Here is a 17946-nt window from a genome sequence, read left to right on the forward strand (position 1 = left end):
CTTCCGGGGATCTTGCACACCCCCCTCACGGCCGGAAAAGCGCATTTCAGGCCGCCTTCGAGGGATCCTTCACAGGTGCCGTGCCGGTGCTGCCGGCACCCCCGAGGAACTCCTTCCAGCCACCCGCCGGCCGCTGCCCCACGTCGAGGGTGCGCAGCTTGGCGAGCACCTCCGGCTTCTGTACGTCCATCCAGTCGACGAACTGCCGGAAGGAGACCATGCGCACGTCGGCGCCCTTCTCCCTCTCCCGCGCGATGTGCTTGAAGGCCTCCTCGACGGAGTCCATGTAGATGCCGCCGTTCCACTGTTCGAAATGGTTGCCTATGAAATAGGGCGCCCGATTTGTCTCGTATGCCCGCCTGAAGCCCTGGATGTAGGCCTGCGCTGACTGCTTGCGCCAGCCCGGGTGGTTGTGGGTGGGCGCGTTGGTGGAGTTGACCGACTGGTTGGCGAGCATGTTGTAGTCCATCGAGAGGACCTCGAACCTGCGCCCGGGGAAGGGTATTTGCTGCAACGGCAGATCCCAGATGCCGAGCCGCTTGTCCGGCCACACCTGGCGGCCGCCGGGCGAGGAGGCGTCGTAGCGCCAGCCGAGTTCGCGGGCGGTGGGCAGCAGCTGGTTCTGGCCGAGCAGGCAGGGGGTGCGGCCGCCGACGAGTTCCTTGTCGTAGTCGAAGGGCAGGGCGGGCAGATCGCTCCAGCCGGTGTTGGTCCGCCACTGCTTCACGAAGGCCTTGGCCTGGTCGATCTCGCTGCGCCACTGCTTGGGCGTCCAGCCTGCGACCGAGCCGCGGCCGGAGCAGAAGTGGCCGTTGAAGTGGGTGCCGATCTCGTGGCCCTCGAGCCAGGCGCGGCGGACGTTGCTGAGCGTGGCCTTGACGTGGTCGTCGGTCAGGTAGCCGATGTCGGAGGCGCCGCGCGGGTTGTTCGGCGGGTCGTACAGACGCTTCTTCGACTCCGGCAGCAGGTAGAGCCCGGAGAGGAAGAAGGTCATGTGCGCCTCGTGCTGCCTGGCCAGGTCCAGGAAGCGCGGGAACAGGCCGTTGCCGACCTCGCCGGCCCCGTCCCAGGAGAAGACGACGAACTGCGGCGGGGTCTCGCCCGGCTCCAGCGGGACCGGCGCGGCCGGCTGGAGCGGCTGCCCGCCGGTGAACGAGGTCGAGCCGTCGCCGATGGGACGCACGGGGGTTGTCGTACGCGCACTCGGGCTGGGCGTGCTCGCGTCGGGGGAAGAGCCGGTGCGGCCCGGCTCCGAGGACTTGACGGTGCCGCAGCCCGCGAGCCCGACGGCGGCCGCGGCGCCCGCGCCGAGGCCGAGTATTCCCCTTCGGGAGAAGGTGCGCATGAGATCCCCGATTCGTCACTGCCGCTGATGGTCACTCACTCAGAGGCAGCGACGAACGCAGGGGTTCCGCGAACCAGTATGAATTTCACAACAAATACAAAGGCGGAGTGCGTTCTTACGCGCCGAACGCCTTGCCCTGCCCCTTCACCGGCTTGGCGCCCGCGAGGAGGTGAGCCGGCACCAGATCGCGGGCCGGCTCGGTGTAACCGACGGAGACGATCCGGTCGCCCCGGTAGGTGAACGTCGTCAGCGAGGCGAGCGTGCACTGCCGCTTGCGCGGGTCGTGCCACAGCCGCCGCCGCTCGACGTAGGAGCGCACGATCCAGATCGGCAGCTGGTGGCTGACGAGCACCGCCTCGTGCCCGCGCGCCTTGTCCTTCGCCGCGTTCAGCGCGCCCATCATGCGCACCACCTGGTCGATGTACGGCTCGCCCCAGGACGGCTTGAACGGGTTGACCACGTGCTTCCAGTTGGCGGGCCGGCGCAGCGCGCCGTCGCCCACGCCGAAGGTCTTGCCCTGGAAGACGTTGTCCGCCTCGATCAGCCGCTCGTCGGCGGCCAGGTCGAGTCCGTGCGCCTTCGCTATCGGCGTCGCCGTCTCCTGCGCCCGCTCCAGCGGGGAGGCGACGACGTAGGTGATGTCGCGGGGGGCGAGGTGCTCGGCGACCCGCTCGGCCATCTTCCGCCCGAGCTCGGACAGGTGGTAGCCGGGCAGCCGGCCGTACAGGATCCCGTCCGGGTTCTCGACCTCGCCGTGCCGCATGAGGTGGACGACGGTGATGTCGTCTCCGGCGTTCTTCTCGGGGGCGCTGCTCATGCCGTCGCCTCCGCCGCCGCCCGGGCCGCCGCCGGAAGGGCGTCGGCGATCCGCTGGAGTGCCGTCTCGTCGTGCGCGGTGGAGACGAACCAGGACTCGAAGGACGAGGGCGGCAGGTAGACGCCGTTCGCCAGCATCGCGTGGAAGAACGCGGTGAAGCGGTACGACTCCTGCGCCTTGGCGTCCTCGTAGTCGCGCACCGGGCGGTCCGTGAAGAACACGGAGAACATGTTGGAGGCGTTCTGCAGGGTGTGCGCCACGCCCTCCTTGGTCAGCGCCTCGGAGACCATGGCCTGGATCTGCTGCGAGACGGAGTCGATCCTGGTGTACGCCGCGTCCTCGAGCAGGCGCAGCTGGGCGAGCCCCGCGGCGGTGGCGACGGGGTTCCCGGAGAGGGTGCCGGCCTGGTAGACGGGCCCGGCGGGGGCGAGGTGCGCCATGACGTCGGCGCGCCCGCCGAACGCGGCGGCCGGGAACCCGCCGCCCATCACCTTCCCGAAGGTCATCAGGTCGGGCTCGACCCCGTCGACGCCGTACCACCCGGCCCGGCTGGTGCGGAAGCCCGTCATGACCTCGTCGGAGATGTACAGGGCGCCGTTCGCGGCGCAGAGGTCCTTGAGTCCCTGGTTGAACCCGGGCAGCGGCGGCACCACGCCCATGTTGCCCGGCGAGGCCTCGGTGATCGCACAGGCGATCTCGCCCGGGTGCGCGGCGAAGGCGGCGCGCACCGCTTCGAGGTCGTTGTACGGCAGCACGATCGTGTCGCCGGCCTGGGCGCCGGTGACGCCGGGGGTGTCGGGCAGGGCGAAGGTGGCGACCCCCGACCCGGCCGCGGCGAGGAGGGAGTCGACGTGCCCGTGGTAGCACCCGGCGAACTTGATCACCTTGGACCGATGGGTGAACCCGCGGGCGAGCCGGATCGCGGACATGGTGGCCTCGGTCCCGCTGGAGACCAGCCGCACCCGCTCCAGCGGGCCGACCCGGTTCACCATCTCCTCGGCGAGCGCGACCTCGCCCTCACCGGGCGTCCCGAAGGACGTGCCGTGCGCGACCGCCTCCTGCACGGCGGCGATCACCTCGGGGTGCGCGTGCCCGAGGATCATCGGGCCCCAGGAGCACACGAGGTCGACGTACTCCCGTCCGTCGGCGTCCTTCAGGTACGGCCCGCTGCCCGAGACCATGAACCGGGGCGTGCCGCCCACGGCGCGGAAGGCGCGCACCGGCGAGTTCACGCCGCCGGGCGTGACGGCCGCCGCACGGTCGAACAGCGCCTGCGAGACAGGGGCTTCGTAGGGATATGGCAGTTCGCTCATGACCTGCGACTTCTCCGATTTCTCGGGGGTTCTCCGAATACGGTGGGCAGTGACCTGTTCAGGGTAGGCCAGCGACGGCGGCGGACCGGGGGCGGAGCGGCCCGGCCCGGCCGGATCCGGGTGGGACGAGCGGCGGATTCGCGGATTCGGAGCGGCCCATCTGCGAAACTGGCTCCGCGTACGTATGAACAAGCGAAGGGTCGTGTCGGACCGCCAAGATCCCGCGGGCAGATGTTTCGGCGCACGTTTCGGCGAGCGGCCGCGGGGGAGGTCACTGACACGATGATCGGGTTGCGCGGCGGGGGCCACGCGTCCTAGAAAAGCAGTCGGGTGGAGATATGCATCGCGGTGGCGGACTGGGCGAGGGGACTGACGGCCTGGGTCCTCGACGTGCCCGGCGGGGAAGGCACCGGCGCGACGCTGAGGAAGCGGGCGAAGCACGCCAGGCACGGGATGTACCGAGTGAGTCCGAGCGGGCCGACCGGCGAGGCGACCGCCGGGCCGAGTTGCTGGGGGCAGGGAGCAGGAATGGTGGTCGGGTGGGGGTGACGTACAAGTATTTCGGCGCGCCCGACGGCGCGACGGCGGCCCGCGTCCCGATCTCGATGCGCCCCGAGGAACTCGGTGGCGACGAGCTCGGCATGGGCGGCATGTTCACCAAGATCAAGCCGGAGACGATGGCCGCCATGGTGCTGACCGGCATCGAGGGCGTGCCCCTGCACAAGGTGCCGCCGCTGGAACTGGTCGTCCTGCACCCCGACTACGCGGTCGTGAAACTCCCGACGACCGTGGTCGACCCCCTGCGCGACATCGGCGAGGAAGCGGTCGGCGCGGCCGCCTTCATCTGGTCCACGGTCCCGGACCGCGGCGGCCCACGCGACGCGTTCAACGTGTACCAGCTGCTGCACGAGTGGCAGGACTTCTCCCACCGGCTGCACGAGGCGGGGCATCAGCCGTACTGCCTGGTGTGGCCCTGACCTGGGGTTTCGTGGCGTTCGGGCGGGACTTTCGGGTCCCGCCCTCGTCATGTGCCGGCAGGGGCCGTCAGGCGGCCAGGGCACATCGAGGGCACATTGGTTTCGGCGGGGGCACTGATGTGCCCTGGGTGGCGGGCGCGTCTGACGTCCGGCCGTCGTCTTCCTCTTCCGCCTCGACCTTGGCCTCGGCTTCGGTGAAGGCGTCGTCGATCGCCTTGCGGGTGCGGGTCTCGCTGGACGGCAGCAGGTGCGTGTACGTCCGCAGCGTGAAGCCCGGGTCCGAGTGACCGAGGTACTCCGAGAGCGCCTTGATGCTCTCCCCCGCGTCCAGGAGCACGGAGGCGTAGGCATGCCGGAGGGCGTGCATGCCGTCTTCCGGAGCCGCCTGGAGGTACCTCGCCCCGCGCTCGCGGGGAGGGATCACGCCGGCGGCGGCCAGGGCGCGCTTCCAGGCGCCCATGTTGAAGACGCTGCGGTTGTAGGCCCGACGCTTCTCGTCGACGAAGAGCAGGCGGAAGGTTTTCGGCTCACCGTCGGGCTTGGCCCAGGGCAGCGTGACCTCCACCGGGGGGAACTCCTTCATATGGGCCTTGAGAGTGGCGGCGAGCTGACCGGGCAGGGGCACTGACCGAACCTTGTTGCCCTTGGGCAGGGCGAAGACGGGCTTCGTGCCGACGAGCCGCACCTGGCGGTTGACGTGGATCCAGCCGCCCTTGAAGTCGATGTCCTCGACGGCGAAGCCGAACACCTCGCCCTGCCGCAGGCCACAGCCGAAGGCGAGCCGGCCGCCGGCCTGGAAGCGCTTCGGCAGCCCGGCGATGACCGCACGCACGCGCTCCAACGGCCAAGGGATGATCTTCTTCTTGGTCGCGGTCGGCAGCTTGACCGACTTCGCCTTGCAGGGGTTCTTCGGCAGCAGCCCGTCCTCCACAGCCATGCCGAGGATGCTGGAGAGGATGTCGAAGATGCCCTCGATCGTCGACACTTCGAAGCCACCGTCCTGAAGCGTGCGGACCCAGCCCTGAATGATCGAGGGCTTGTTCAGGGACCGCAGCTCGCGCCGGCCAAGGTGCGCCACTATGTGGTTGCGGACGGTCGCCTCGTACCGCAGAGCGGTGGTCGGTCCGACCGAGTTCGCGTCGAGCCACTTCTGGGCGTAGGCCCCGAGGGTCTGCTTCGTCTCGGCGGGGACAACGTAGGTGCCGCTCCGGACCTCGACATCGACCTCGGCCGCCCGCTTGTCGGCTTCGGCCCTCGTGTGGAAGTTCTCCTTGCGCTGGCGGCCGTCGAGGTCGCGGTAGCGGACCTGCCAGCGCTTGCCGATCCCGTGATCCGACGTCGGGATCATCCGCCGGGTACGGCTCCTGTGCTCGCCGCACTCGGTCTCGTCCGGCTTGGGGTGGGATTTGTGCCAGCGGTCGTACACGTCAGCCAAGAAGGACTCCCTGGGGTCGGTCGAGGACCGGGACGACGGGGCGGAGCGCCGGAGTGACGCCGGTCCCGAGCGGCAGCAGGGCCGCCGGAGAGACACCGAGAGCTGCCGCGATGACGACGAGATCGTCGACGTCACAGCGTCGGCGGGCGCGCTCGGTGCGGCTGAGAGCGGTGTTGGTGATCGGGCGGCCGAGCGCCGTGCAGCGGGCAGCGAGCTGGTGCTGGGTGAGACCACGCGCGAGGCGTATGTGCTCGATCATGCGGGCGGCGTGCAGGCCGGCGGGGCCTATTTCGACAGGTCGTTTTGCCATGACAGGTAGCTGTAACTTGCAACCGGGCGTTATGGCAAGAGTTGGTTCACAAACCCTACTAGAAGTCGCACTCGGGCCGGCCGGCGCTCATTCGCAGAATTCATCGAAACGGCCCAGATGTTTCCCCGGGTCACGCCGCGGGCGGCAGCTCTGCCGGGAGCCACGCGGATCCTGCCTGCCACATCAGACACCCCTCAACCACAGAGGTGCAGGTCATGCAGCACGGACAAGGGGAGGACGGACCAGACGCCGAGGACCGGGACAAAGAACACCATGCCGTCGAGAACTTTTTGGTCGACCGGCGATTCGCCCTTACGGTATTGCTCCCGCCATCACCCATCGGGAACTTCTACAGAGTTTAAGAACCAACTCTGGACTTCTCCTCCCGGCATGTGGCTGTGTTGTCCATGCCCGCTGTCCGAAACCGAAAAAGGAGCCCTGTGCCGAGCCTTTCTCCCCGTCCTGCCCACGCCACCGCCGATGCCTCACGGCGTGGGCCGCTGGCCACTCCGGCGGAAGTCGCCGACTACCTCGGAGCGCCGGTGAAGACCCTCTACCAGTGGAAGTACCGGGGCATCGGCCCCAACGTGCACAAGGTGGGCCGCCACCTGCGCTACCGCTGGTCCGAGGTGGACGCCTGGCTGAACGCCCACGCCGCATACGACCTCGCGGTCTGAGGCCGCCTCACAGGGAAAGCGATGCGGCTCCCGGCGAGCCACCGCCAGGAGCCGCGCGGTCCCTGCCCTCATCGCCCTTGCCCGAACGACCTGTCTCGGTGCGGCCGGACCTTGCCCGTCCGGCCCACCAGGGAGGAACGCCTGTGGACGAATCTACGACCTCTCCTACCATTGCCGCACCCACCAGCCATCTGGCTTGGCCGCCCGTGGCCGTCCCCGGTCAGAGCCCGAAATCCGAGCCCCCGGCCTCTGGAAGTGACGAGCCGGACAGCGCCGACGAGGGCGCCGCACTGCTGGATGGGCTTCGGGCAGCGATCGCCCGGTACGTGATCCTGCCCGACGGTGACGCACTGACGGCGGTAACGCTGTGGGGGGCGGCCACGCACATCCAGCCCGCGCTCCAGCACGCACCTCGCCTGGCGGTGGTCGGGCCGGCGAAGCGGTGCGGCAAGTCCCGTCTGCTGGATGTGATCACAGAGACCGTGCGCGAGCCGCTGATCACGGTCAACACCAGCCCGGCGGTGGTCTTCCGCGCCATCGGTGACGACCCGCCCACCCTGCTGGTGGACGAGGCCGACACCATCTTCGGCAGCATCAAGGCGGCCGAGAAGAACGAGGAACTGCGCGGCCTGCTCAACGCCGGGCACCAGCGCAACCGGCCCGCCCTGCGTATCTCCGGCCCGGAGCACAAGCCGCAGGCGTTCCCCACCTTCGCCATGGCCGCGCTCGCCGGCATCGGAGACCTGCCGGACACGATCATGGACCGGGCGGTAGTGATCCGCATGCAGCGCCGCAAGGATGGCGAACGGGTGGAGCAGTTCCGCTCCCGCCGCGACATTCCGGCGCTGCACATCTTGCGCGACCGGCTGACCGCCTGGCTGCGCCCTCTCATCGATACGGCCGCAGAGCTGGTCCCTGTGATGCCAGTGCAGGACCGCGCGGCCGACACCTGGGAGCCGCTGGTGATCGTCGCCGAACTGGCCGGCGGCGCCTGGCCCGAGCAGGCCCGCGCTGCCTGCGTGGCGATGTGCGCGGCAGAGGCGGGCAAGGACGACGAGTCGAACCTGAAGACCCGCCTGCTGCAGGACATCCGGCGTGCCTTCGCACGCTGCGGTGATCCCGACATCATGCGCACCCGGGATCTGCTGGAGGAGCTCGTCAAGGACCAGGAGGCTCCATGGGCCGAGTACGGCGCCACGGGCCTGAGCCCACGCCACCTGGGACTCCTGCTCAAGGACTTCGACATCAAGGCCGCGACCCTCCGCTTCGAGGGTGGGCGGCAGGCCAAGGGCTTCGCCCGCCTCCGCTTCACCGACGCATGGGCGCGCTACTGCCCGGACGACTCGACACCCGATGAGGGCGACGAGAGCAGCGCGCAGGGTCCGGGACTGCACCCGTAACCACTCGTCGCACCCGTCGCATCGCAGGTCAGCCCCGCGACGAGTGTCGCCGCTGTGACGAGTCCACTCGTACCACGGCGCTCTCCCGTACCTGCTCTGACCAGGCATGCGACGGGTGCGACGAGTCCGCTGCCCGCCCATCAGCACCGCCCTGTGTCTATGGCACCCGACCCTCGCTTGGAGTACGCCGCTTGCCCCCGCGCACCGCACCGACCACCGTGCCGGCGTTGACCGCCGCGATCCGCCTGGGAGTCGCCCTGGTCGGCACGATCGGCTTCGCCCTCTCCTATGACGCCCTTCGGCAGATGGCCGTCGCCATCCACATCCGCGGAATGCTCACCTACGCCTTCCCGCTCGTGATCGACGGGTTCATTGCCATCGGCGTCGCCGCCCTGCTCATCCTGCGCACCGCGCCTTGGCGTTCCCGGCTGTACGTATGGGCGCTCGTCGGCCTCGCCACCGTCACCAGCATCTGGGCAAACGCCCTGCACGCCGTCCGTCTCAACCAGGAAGCCCACACCGCCGGACTCCGTCTGGACGACGTCACCGTCGGCGCCCTGTCCGCCATCGCCCCGCTCGCGCTCGCCGGGGCCGTCCACCTCGACCTCGTCATCCGCCGCCACCCCGCGACCCGGCACGTCCTCCCCGAGAGCAGCGCCGCCCACCGCCACATGCCACCCAGCCACCACAACCACGACGAGGAAGCACCGCAGCGGCCCGCACCGGGCGAGGACGCGCCCGGGACGCCGGCAGTCACGCCAGAGGCACAGAATGTGGCAGAAGACGCGGTGGACGTGGCGGAAGACCTGGCCAGTGCGGCAGATGCCCCGGAGCGGCCTGCCCGGCCGAAGGGCCGGCAGCCCAGCGCCCCCATGGATGAACTCCTGGCTCTTGGCCGCACCGCACCCTTGGGCGGCAACGGGCGAGTCTCACGCCGCCACGTCGAATCGGCGATCCGGGCCCAGGGCTACCCCATCGGCAGAGACCGTCTGACCGAGGTCACCCACCGCCTGCAAGCCGAACTCGACCGCGCGCCGGCGCACGCCTCCTGACCTTCACCGCCCGATCGACACCGCGCGTCCCCCGCCCGCCAGCACACGGACGGCAGAGTGGCAGCACCATCTGCCCCTCTGCCATCCCGCTACCAACACCCGCCGAGAGCTGTCAGATGCACGATCCCCAACCTGAATCACGCACTAGCCAACAGGAGATGACCACGAGCGCCACCCAGCCAGCAAGGTATGCCGTTGGACCGTCCAAGGGCTGGTGCAACGGGGGCTCCGCCCCAGGGGTGGCGGAGGTCCTCGGGCGCCAGGGGGCGCCCGAGGAGGAACAGCGCGACAAGGCCGCGGCCGTCGTCCTGCCGCGCGCCGCCGAAGCCGCCGCCCTTCACCGCATCGCACGTCGCCGAAAGCGCAAAGACACCCAGCGCAAGGAACGCGTCGACGTGCGCTACAGCGTCGAAGAGAAGACCGCCATTCTCACCAGGGCCCGGTCGCTCAACATCGCCGGCGCCCACTACGTCGGCGCCGTCGTCATGGCCCACATCCACGGCGACCTCGCCCTACCCGGCCAACGCACGCCGCTCGACGACTACATCGACGAGCTGACCGCCCTGCGTGAGCAGGTCGCCAAGATCGGCAACAACGTCAACCAGATCGCTCGGAAGCTCAACTCCGGCGGTCATCCACATCCTGGGGATACCGCCACCCTGGCCCAGACCGAACGCACCCTGGGCACGGTCCGCGCTGCCATCAACGAGATCGCGGCAGCGGCGAACCAGACCGTCACCAAGAAGACAGTCCGGTGATCGCCAAGGTCAGCAGCGGCAAGGACACGGCCGGCCTGATCCGCTACCTGTTCGACACCAAGAAGGCCAAGGACCACACCGACCCCCACCTCGTCGCGTCCTGGGACGGCTTCGCCCCCGACCCCGGCCGCACCGACGACTTCACCGCCACAAAGAGGCTCCTGGTGGCCGATCTCGACATGCGCGTCAAGCAAGCCCGCCGCCTGGGCCGCGCGTCCGAGCGGCACGTGTGGCACTGCTCCCTCCGCGCCGCCACAACCGACCGCCACCTCAGCGACGAGGAGTGGGCCGACATCGCCCGCCGCGTTGTGGCGGCCACCGGCATCGCGCCACAGGACGACCCGGACGGCTGCCGCTGGGTCGCCGTCCGCCACGCCCCCGACCACATCCACATCGCCGCCACCAAGGTCCGCGGCGATCTGAGCACCGCACGCCACTGGAACGACTACCTCACCGCCGACCGCGAACTCGCCACCATCGAAAAGGAATACGGCCTCTTCCAAGTCGTCCGCGGAGACCGCACCGCCGCCAAGCGCCCCACCCGCGCCGAACAGGAAAAGGCCCGCCGCCAAGGCCAGGACAAGCCAGCTCGCGAACGCCTGCGCACCATCGTCCGCACCGCCGTAGCCGCCACCACCAGCACCGAGGAGTTCATCCGCCTGCTCAACCACACCGACGGCGTGCTGGTCGAAGTCGTGCACTTCCCCTCCGGCGACATACGCGGCTACAAGGTCGCCAGCGAAGACACCACCACCGCCGACAAGGAACCCGTCTGGTTCTCCGGCTCCGAACTCGCCCCGGACCTGTCCTTCCCCAAGTTCCGAGCACGCCTGGAGGCCGTCGGCCCGCAGCCGACCATCCAGCCGGGTAGGCGCAGGCCCAACCCCTGGCACCAGGCCACCGCCGCCACCGAACGCATCCCCCACCACCTCACCAGGAACGACGACCGAGCCTCCCAGGCCCACCTCGCCGCCTTCGGCGAAGCCCTCGACGCCCTGCCCCTCCTCGTCCCCGCAGCCATCCGCGCCCAGCTCCGCGAGGCAGCCTCCGCCTTCGAGCGTGCCACCCGCTCCCGCATCCAGGCCGAACACCACCACGCCCACGCCCTGCGCGGCGCCGTACGAGCGATGCTTCGCGAGCCCGCGCCCAGGGACGGCACGGCTCTGGCGATGTTCCTCGATGCCGCGGTCCTCGTCGCCATAGCCGCCGCCCGCTGGCACCAGCTCCGCCACCACGACCAGCAGGTCGCCGCCGCCCAGCAGACCCTGCTCCACCTCCAAGCCGCCTACGACCAGGCAGCAGCCGCGCCCCTGACCGCCCTCGGCAAGCGCCGACCGCCCCAACAGACTGTGGACCGGCACATCCACCACATCCGTCGGGCCGTGCCCGAGCACGCGGAGCAGGTCCTCGCAGACCCCGCTATAGACGCCCTCACCGCCGCACTCGCCAAAGCAGAAGCACTCGGCCACAACCCGGAGCAGCTCCTCAAGCAGGCCGCCGGCCAACGTGCCCTGGATGACGCCCGCTCCCCCGCAGGGACCTTGGCCTGGCGTATGCAGCGCTTCAGCGCACGGCCGGCACCCAGCGCACACGCCCGCGCAGCCCAGGCCCGCAATGCATCACGGCCCAAAAGGGCACCAGCCCAGTCCGCTGGCTCCCGAAGCAGCCGCGGTCTCGCCCCCGCGCCCGTCACAAGCACGACGACGCTGATCACGACCGCGCAGGCAGCCTGGGGGTGAGCAGCCCCAGCACTTCCTCCCAGCGGTAGCGGTCGGCCCCGCCGCCCGCCTTCGACCGGTGAGGCTCGTAGGAACCGATCATCATGCCCATCTACGCAGCCGCTCCAGGCTCTGGCGGTCAGTTCGAACCTCCACCCGTCCGGCTTCGACGAGATCATGCCCAAGACCCTGGCCACCGCCACGGTCGACCGGCTCCTCCACCACGCTCACGTCGTGGTCACCCAGGGTGACAGCTTCCGGCTCACCCAGGCCACCTCCGGTCAGGGGGTGATGCCCTTGCGCTGACCTACCCGATCAACGGTGGGGAGACATCTGGCCGCCGTTGGGGAAGTTCTGCTGGCCGTCAGTGGGGAGAATTACTGGCCGCCTCTGGGGAGAACGAACTGGCCGTTGACACGCGGGAATCGCCTTGAGCAGCGGCATGAGCTGGGTGACGTCGTTGCGATTGCCGCCGATGAGCGAGACCGCGAGCGGAGTTCCGCGCGCATCGGTGATCAGGTGGTGTTTCGAGCCCGGCCGGGCGCGGTCGACCGGGCTCGGGCCGGTTTTGGGCCACCCCGCAGGGCCCGCACGTGGGAGGCGTCGATGGCAGCGCGAGAGAAGTCCAGCTGGTCCGCGCCACGCAGCTTCGCCAGCAGGATCTCCTGCAGCCGGTGCCAGACGCCGGCCTCGTTCCAGTCCCGCAGCCGACGCCAGCAGGTCATGCCCGAGCCGAAGCCCAGCTCCTGCGGCAGCCACTCCCACTGGATGTCGGTTGCCAGCACGAACAGGATGCCCTGCAGGGCCTTGCGGTCGTCCAGTCGCTTGCGGCCCGGATGGTCGGGGCGGCGCTCGACCACTGGCAGCAGCGGCTCGATCAGCGCCCACAGGTCGTCGTCGATTTCCCAGGGCTTGGGGCGGGACATCGTGCACCTCCCCGGCCAGGACGGATCCGGACCAGCACATCCAAGGTAGCGCAAATACCCTATTTTGTTAGGACCTCTCAGGCGAGGTCGAACCGGTCGAGATTCATCACCTTGTTCCACGCTGCCACGAAGTCACGTACGAACTTCTCTCCCACATCCTGGGACGCGTAGACCTCCGAGACGGCTCGGAGCTGGGAGTGCGCACCGAAGATCAGGTCGACGGCGGTGGCGGTCCACTTGACCTCGCCGGTGGCGCGATCCCGGCCTTCGAACACGTTCTCCTCCGTAGCCGACGCCTTCCACTCCGTGCGCATGTCGAGCAGGTTGACGAAGAAGTCGTTGGTCAAGACTCCCGGCCGGTGGGTGAAGACCCCGTGGGGGGACCCCTTGAAACCGGTGTTCAGGGCCCGCATGCCGCCGATCAGCACCGCCATCTCGGGAGCGGTCAGGGTCAGCAGGTTGGCGCGGTCCAGCATGAGGGTCTCCGGCGACAGCTTCTCGCCAGCCGGAAGGTAGTTGCGGAAGGCATCCGCCTTGGGCTCCAGCACGGCGAACGACGCCGCGTCGGTCTGCTCCTGCGAGGCGTCCGTACGCCCCGGTGCGAACGGCACCGTGACGTCGTGCCCGGCGTTCCGCGCGGCCTGCTCGACGGCCGCGCACCCGCCGAGGACGATCAGGTCGGCGAGGGAGACCCGCGTTCCGCCGGTCTGAGAGACGTTGAAGTCCTGCTGGATCCGCTCGAGCGTGCGCACCACCTCGGTCACCTCGGGGAGGTCGTTGAGCTCCCAGTCCTTCTGCGGCGCCAGCCGGATCCGTGCCCCGTTCGCTCCGCCGCGCTTGTCGGTGCCGCGGAAGCTTGCCGCCGATGCCCAGGCGGTGGTGACCAGCTGGGCGATGGAGAGGCCCGAGGCAAGGATCCTGCTCTTGAGGGCAGCGATGTCCTCGTCCCCGACCAGTTCGTGATCGACGTCGGGAACGGGGTCCTGCCACAGCTGCGGCTCGGGAATCCACGGGCCTAGGTAACGCGAGAGGGGTCCCATGTCGCGGTGCAGCAGTTTGTACCACGCTTTGGCGAACGCCACCGCGAGCTCGTCCGGGTTTTCGTGGAACCTCTTCGTGATCGGGCCGTAGACCGGGTCCACCTTCAGCGCGAGGTCCGTCGTCAGCATCATGGGGGCGTGCCGCTTCGACGAATCATGGGCGTCGCGTACGGCGTTCCTGGCCGCGGGATCCGACGGAGTCCACTGGTGGGCGCCGGCAGGGCTGCTCGTCAGCTCCCACTCGTACCCGTAGAGATTGTCCAGGTACCCGTTGTCCCACTTGGCCGGCTCGGTGGTCCATGCGCCCTCCAGACCACTGGTGAGCGTGTGGGGGCCCGTGCCGCTGCCGTATGTGTTCCGCCAGCCGAGGCCCTGCTGCTCGATGGGGGCGGCCTCGGGTTCCGGGCCGATATAACTGGCTTCGACCGCACCATGACACTTGCCGAAGGTGTGGCCGCCGACGATGAGTGCGACTGTCTCCTCGTCATTCATCGCCATGCGCGCGAACGTCTCCCGAATGTCCCGGGCGGCAGCCATCGGGTCCGGGTTTCCATTGGGCCCCTCCGGATTGACGTAGATCAGTCCCATCTGCACGGCGGCGAAAGGACCGGTGAGTTCCCTGTCGCCGCTGTAGCGCTCATCTCCGAGCCATGTGTCCTCGGGACCCCAGAAGATCTCCTCGGGTTCCCAGATGTCCTCTCGCCCGAAACCGAACCCGAACGTCTTGAATCCCATGGATTCCATGGCACAGTTTCCGGCGAAGACCAGAAGATCGGCCCAGGAGATTTTCCGGCCGTACTTCTGTTTGACCGGCCAAAGCAGACGGCGCGCCTTGTCCAGGCTCGCGTTGTCCGGCCAGCTGTTGAGGGGGGCGAAGCGCTGTGCGCCGCTTCCGCCACCGCCGCGGCCGTCCGCGATGCGGTACGTTCCCGCGGCATGCCAGCTCATCCGGATGAAGAGCGGCCCGTAGTGACCGTAGTCCGCAGGCCACCAGTCCTGGGATGTCGTCATCACCTCGAAGACGTCACGCTTCAGTGCGTCGACGTCGAGGGTCGCGAATTCTTTCGCGTAGTCGAAGTCCTCGTCCATCGGGCTGGATCGTGGCGAGTGCTGGTGGAGAACCTGAAGGTCCAGCTGATTCGGCCACCAGTCCCGGTTCGTCCTGGGCCGCCGAGTCGGTGTGGGCGTCGGTGAAGGGATTGCCGGATTCTCGCTTTCACTGCCGGACATGTCCGTCCTTCTTCCTGCCTCGGTGTTCTGCCTGCCGGTTGCCGCTCTTGACGTCGTTGGCTTTGTTGGTGTCGAGCCCGTCGACCCACACAATCAGCGCGCCACGGCGCCCACCGGCTGGAAAATGTGCTGTGCCGCGTCCGTATGGTCGCGCACCGCAGACCACACCTCTATGAAACACGCAAAGCACCTCGCATGACAGACGTGAGAGCAAGGTCGTCCTTTCTGCTCCCGTGCCGATTTCCGACGCAAGCCGAATCGCGTACGACAGCTCCCGGACTTGCCGGAGGGGCCTGGCTGGTGGCGGCCGTAAGGCGTGGCACGCGGCGCCCGCCCTTGTAGAGTGACTGCACGCCTTTGACCTGCAGAGAGCAGGCAGGGAGCCACCTCTAGGAGCACTGAATGCTGCGCATCATACTCAAGTCGAAGATCTAGCGTTTGGGTGTTTCCGCAAGTTATAACCCTGATCGTCGCCTCCGGGTCAGCAAATGGTCAGATCGGGCCGGACGGTGTCCGGCTTGCTGACCTGTGCAGGATGGCTATCTCCTGCGCGGCCCGAGCGGCTACTACACGGAGCCGATGGAGCGCCGCCGTGTGCAGAGGCTCTTCAAGAACCTCCGCGCAGAGGACGGTGTCGGCATGTACAGCTTCCGGCACTACTTCGCCTCGAACGTGCTCGGGAACGGAATACCGATCACCGACGTGGCCGAATGGATGGGGCACAAGTCCATTGAGGAGACGTATCGGGCCTACCGGCACCTGATGCCTGGGAGCATCACGAAGGCGGCTCGCATTTTGGATGCAGGCTTGCGGGAAGCGGCCTGATCCGATGCTGAGGCGAGCAGGTTCTTCCTCTGGTCGTGGTAGAGGCGTCAAGCGTCGCTGACCTGTGTAAACGTGGTCAGGTGTGGCTCATTGGAGCCGTCGGCCCGGGAATGGCCCGGATCTTGTCCTCGGCGAGACGAGCTTGGTCATCTGTCGACGCCGCACCCCTCAGCTCGAGGACACCTCGAAGCGGATGTGTTGGCCCCCCAGTGCTACGGCGAGGTGGTCAGGTGCGGGCTGCGGAGTACGAGCAGGGTGATCTCGCTGGGGGCGAAGACGCGGAACGGCGGGCCCCAGAAGCCGGTGCCGCGGCTGGTGTAGAGGAGGGTGCGGATGCCGTGGTGGCTGAGGCCGGCGAGGGCGGGCTGGTCGATGCGGACCAGGTGGTGGAAGGGCCAGATCTGGCCGCCGTGGGTGTGGCCGGAGAGTTGGAGGTCGATGCCGGCTGCTGCTGCCCGGTCGACGAATTTGGGCTGGTGTGCCAGGAGCAAGACGGGTAGGTCGGGGTCGGTGCCGTTCAGGGCTCCGGCGAGGTGGGCGCGGTGGCCTGCCAGGCCGGAGGACTCGGCGGTGACGTCATCCACGCCGGCGACCACGAGGGTGTCGCGTCCCCATTTGAGCAGCAGATGGCGGTTGCGCAGCGGCTCCCAGCCCAGCTCGTCCATCAGGTCGACCCAGCCCTGGGCCTCGCTGTAGTACTCGTGGTTGCCGGTGACGTACACACGGACCAGGTCGCCCGCACTGCCCCGAGTGGGGCGGCCTGGGCGCGGCGGCGTTCGGCCGTGCCGTCCGCGATGTCGCCGGCGTGGCAGACCAGGTCGGCTTCCAGAGCGTTCACCGTCTCGCACACCCGTGCCGACCAGCGGGCGCGATCGAGTGGGCCGTAGTGGGTGTCGGTGATGAGGACGACGCGGGTGCCGTCCAGCCCGGCACCGAGCCGCGGGAGTTGCACGTCGAGTCGGCGTACGCGCGGCAGGCGGCGGGCCTCGGCGTACCCCCAGGCGAGCAGTACGGTGGTTACGCCGAGGACGGCCCAGTGACGATGCGGGCCCGAGCCGCTGCTGCCAGTGGTCGAGCGCCGCCCCGACCATCCGGGCCGCAAGCGACTGGACGACCGCAAATGGCTCCCCCGGCACGCACTCCGAAGGCACATCCAGGGCACATGAGCCCGGGAAACGGCGTAGACCAGTGAGAACTACGGAGAGGAGTTTTCCCTGGTCAGCGCACGTTCTCCCGAGTATCCCCAGGTCAGTGGGCTGCCGCCGCCAATCGCTGCACGAGTGGCAGGACTTCTCCCACCGGCTGCACGGGGCGGGGCATCAGCCGTACTGCCTGGTGTGGCCCTGACCCGGGGTTTTCGCTGGTCCTGGGCGGGGCCAATGGGAATCGACGTATGTCAACATAGACGCATGTCGAACGCCGAGGTGCTGCCGTTGGTCGAGCGCGAGTCCGACGCCGTGGTGCCGTGCTGCCCGCCGCTCACCGAGCGTCCGTTCACCGCGGAGGAGGCCGAGACGGCCGCCCGGATGTTCAAGGCGCTGGGTGACCCGGTGCGGCTGCGGCTGTTCTCCGCGGTCGCCTCGCACGAGGGCGGGGAGGCCTGCGTGTGCGACATCTCCGACGTGGGCGTCTCCCAGCCGACCGTCTCCCACCACCTGAAGAAGCTGAAGGAGGCCGGCCTGCTGACCTCCCAGCGGCGCGGCACCTGGGTGTACTACCGGGTGGAGCCCTCCGTGCTGGCGGCGATGGGCCGGCTGCTCACCGGCGCGGCGACCACGGCCTGACGCTCCACCTCATTTCGGCGGCCGGGCGCTGTCCGCGGCGTCTTCGTGCAGGCCGAACTTCCGCCGCCAGGCCAGCGAGACGTACACCAGCGCGACCAGGACCGGTACCTCGATCAAGACGTACCTCGACTGGGCCCTGGAGAACCCGGCCGGCAAGGGCGTCGCGGCCGTGCGCCCCATTCGCGACGAGATCAGGACCCGCATCGAGGCACTGGTCGCCGAGATCGGCGCCCAGCAGGAGGCGTGACCTCGACGACCGGCACCCAGGGCGCAATGAGCCTGCGAAACGCGGCTGCGAACGCCGTCCCTGATGCCGTGAACGTCGTCCCCGATGCCGTA

The 17946-nt window shown here is 69.0% G+C and carries 13 protein-coding genes and 6 pseudogenes; 10 read left to right on the forward strand and 9 right to left on the reverse strand.

The genetic code is table 11. The features are described 5' to 3' along the window. Positions 1–46 precede the first annotated feature (46 nt). The 3 genes from ACFY4A_RS31095 to hemL form a co-directional block, all read right to left on the reverse strand. Positions 47–1345: a hypothetical protein gene (locus ACFY4A_RS31095; RefSeq protein WP_390832659.1), complete on the reverse strand. Its 1299-nt coding sequence runs from the start codon at positions 1343–1345 to the stop codon at positions 47–49. Between the two features lie 115 nt (positions 1346–1460). After that, positions 1461–2162, reverse strand: coding sequence for a histidine phosphatase family protein (locus tag ACFY4A_RS31100; protein ID WP_390832660.1), 702 nt, complete (start codon positions 2160–2162; stop codon positions 1461–1463). Next, a complete protein-coding gene (gene hemL / locus ACFY4A_RS31105; protein ID WP_390832661.1) occupies positions 2159–3475 on the reverse strand; it encodes a glutamate-1-semialdehyde 2,1-aminomutase in 1317 nt (438 codons plus the stop codon). Before hemL ends, ACFY4A_RS31100 begins: the two co-directional genes overlap by 4 nt. 338 nt (positions 3476–3813) lie before the next feature. On the opposite strand from hemL, the gene ACFY4A_RS31110 reads away from it, so the two are divergent. After that, positions 3814–4452: a hypothetical protein gene (locus tag ACFY4A_RS31110; RefSeq protein WP_390832662.1), complete on the forward strand. Its 639-nt coding sequence runs from the start codon at positions 3814–3816 to the stop codon at positions 4450–4452. Between the two features lie 67 nt (positions 4453–4519). Here ACFY4A_RS31110 and ACFY4A_RS31115 read toward each other — a convergent pair whose 3' ends face one another. After that, positions 4520–5878 carry a tyrosine-type recombinase/integrase gene (locus ACFY4A_RS31115; RefSeq protein WP_390832709.1) on the reverse strand — a complete coding sequence of 453 codons (1359 nt, stop codon included), beginning with the start codon at positions 5876–5878 and terminating at the stop codon, positions 4520–4522. Between the two features lies 1 nt (position 5879). Continuing rightward, on the reverse strand, positions 5880–6197 hold the full coding sequence (locus ACFY4A_RS31120) for a helix-turn-helix domain-containing protein (RefSeq protein WP_390832663.1): 318 nt from the start codon (positions 6195–6197) through the stop codon (positions 5880–5882). Between the two features lie 440 nt (positions 6198–6637). On the opposite strand from ACFY4A_RS31120, the gene ACFY4A_RS31125 reads away from it, so the two are divergent. From ACFY4A_RS31125 to ACFY4A_RS31145, 5 genes are all read left to right on the forward strand, one after another. Beyond that, positions 6638–6874: a helix-turn-helix transcriptional regulator gene (locus ACFY4A_RS31125; RefSeq protein WP_390832664.1), complete on the forward strand. Its 237-nt coding sequence runs from the start codon at positions 6638–6640 to the stop codon at positions 6872–6874. A gap of 143 nt (positions 6875–7017) precedes the next feature. Next, positions 7018–8274, forward strand: a complete 1257-nt coding sequence (locus ACFY4A_RS31130) for a DUF3631 domain-containing protein (protein ID WP_390832665.1) — start codon at positions 7018–7020, stop codon at positions 8272–8274. Between the two features lie 218 nt (positions 8275–8492). Next, a complete protein-coding gene (locus ACFY4A_RS31135) occupies positions 8493–9326 on the forward strand; it encodes a DUF2637 domain-containing protein (protein ID WP_390832710.1) in 834 nt (277 codons plus the stop codon). 116 nt (positions 9327–9442) lie between these two features. Next, positions 9443–10084, forward strand: a complete 642-nt coding sequence (locus ACFY4A_RS31140; protein WP_390832666.1) for a MobC family plasmid mobilization relaxosome protein — start codon at positions 9443–9445, stop codon at positions 10082–10084. Further along, positions 10081–11823, forward strand: coding sequence for a relaxase/mobilization nuclease domain-containing protein (locus tag ACFY4A_RS31145; RefSeq protein WP_390832667.1), 1743 nt, complete (start codon positions 10081–10083; stop codon positions 11821–11823). The genes ACFY4A_RS31140 and ACFY4A_RS31145 overlap by 4 nt, the downstream gene beginning before the upstream one ends. Here the strand turns inward: ACFY4A_RS31145 and ACFY4A_RS31150 are convergent. Continuing rightward, positions 11795–11940: pseudogene (locus ACFY4A_RS31150) on the reverse strand (flavoprotein); the annotation flags it as partial. The gene ACFY4A_RS31145 and the pseudogene ACFY4A_RS31150 overlap by 29 nt on opposite strands. Between ACFY4A_RS31150 and ACFY4A_RS31155 the strand changes: the two are divergent. Continuing rightward, positions 11929–12108: pseudogene (locus tag ACFY4A_RS31155) on the forward strand (ATP-binding protein); the annotation flags it as partial. The pseudogenes ACFY4A_RS31150 and ACFY4A_RS31155 overlap by 12 nt on opposite strands. Positions 12109–12171: 63 nt before the next feature. Here ACFY4A_RS31155 and ACFY4A_RS31160 read toward each other — a convergent pair. Together ACFY4A_RS31160 and katG are read right to left on the reverse strand one after the other, a co-directional pair. After that, positions 12172–12728: pseudogene (locus tag ACFY4A_RS31160) on the reverse strand (IS5 family transposase); the annotation flags it as partial. A gap of 77 nt (positions 12729–12805) precedes the next feature. Then, complete coding sequence (gene katG / locus ACFY4A_RS31165; RefSeq protein ID WP_390832668.1) at positions 12806–14998, reverse strand: catalase/peroxidase HPI; 2193 nt, start codon at positions 14996–14998, stop codon at positions 12806–12808. Positions 14999–15529: 531 nt separating this feature from the next. Here katG and ACFY4A_RS31170 point away from each other — a divergent pair. After that, positions 15530–15823: pseudogene (locus tag ACFY4A_RS31170) on the forward strand (tyrosine-type recombinase/integrase); the annotation flags it as partial. A gap of 212 nt (positions 15824–16035) precedes the next feature. On the opposite strand, the pseudogene ACFY4A_RS31175 reads toward ACFY4A_RS31170, so the two are convergent. After that, positions 16036–16859: pseudogene (locus tag ACFY4A_RS31175) on the reverse strand (metallophosphoesterase); the annotation flags it as partial. A gap of 373 nt (positions 16860–17232) precedes the next feature. Here ACFY4A_RS31175 and ACFY4A_RS31180 point away from each other — a divergent pair. Next, positions 17233–17607: an ArsR/SmtB family transcription factor gene (locus tag ACFY4A_RS31180; RefSeq protein ID WP_390832669.1), complete on the forward strand. Its 375-nt coding sequence runs from the start codon at positions 17233–17235 to the stop codon at positions 17605–17607. Positions 17608–17722: 115 nt separating this feature from the next. Then, positions 17723–17854: pseudogene (locus ACFY4A_RS31185) on the forward strand (phosphotyrosine protein phosphatase); the annotation flags it as partial. Between the last annotated feature and the right edge of the window lie 92 nt (positions 17855–17946).

It is taken from the genome of Streptomyces sp. NPDC001292, assembly GCF_042896465.1.
In the GTDB taxonomy this organism is placed as follows: Bacteria; Actinomycetota; Actinomycetes; order Streptomycetales; family Streptomycetaceae; genus Streptomyces.

Bases quoted from the DNA above. Each gene is read 5' to 3' on its own strand.
- ACFY4A_RS31095 (WP_390832659.1), bottom strand. From the start codon at position 1,345: ATGCGCACCTTCTCCCGAAGGGGAATACTCGGCCTCGGCGCGGGCGCC.
- ACFY4A_RS31100 (WP_390832660.1), bottom strand. From the start codon at position 2,162: ATGAGCAGCGCCCCCGAGAAGAACGCCGGAGACGACATCACCGTCGTC.
- hemL (WP_390832661.1), bottom strand. From the start codon at position 3,475: ATGAGCGAACTGCCATATCCCTACGAAGCCCCTGTCTCGCAGGCGCTG.
- ACFY4A_RS31110 (WP_390832662.1), top strand. From the start codon at position 3,814: ATGCATCGCGGTGGCGGACTGGGCGAGGGGACTGACGGCCTGGGTCCT.
- ACFY4A_RS31120 (WP_390832663.1), bottom strand. From the start codon at position 6,197: ATGGCAAAACGACCTGTCGAAATAGGCCCCGCCGGCCTGCACGCCGCC.
- ACFY4A_RS31140 (WP_390832666.1), top strand. From the start codon at position 9,443: ATGCACGATCCCCAACCTGAATCACGCACTAGCCAACAGGAGATGACC.
- katG (WP_390832668.1), bottom strand. From the start codon at position 14,998: ATGTCCGGCAGTGAAAGCGAGAATCCGGCAATCCCTTCACCGACGCCC.
- ACFY4A_RS31180 (WP_390832669.1), top strand. From the start codon at position 17,233: ATGTCGAACGCCGAGGTGCTGCCGTTGGTCGAGCGCGAGTCCGACGCC.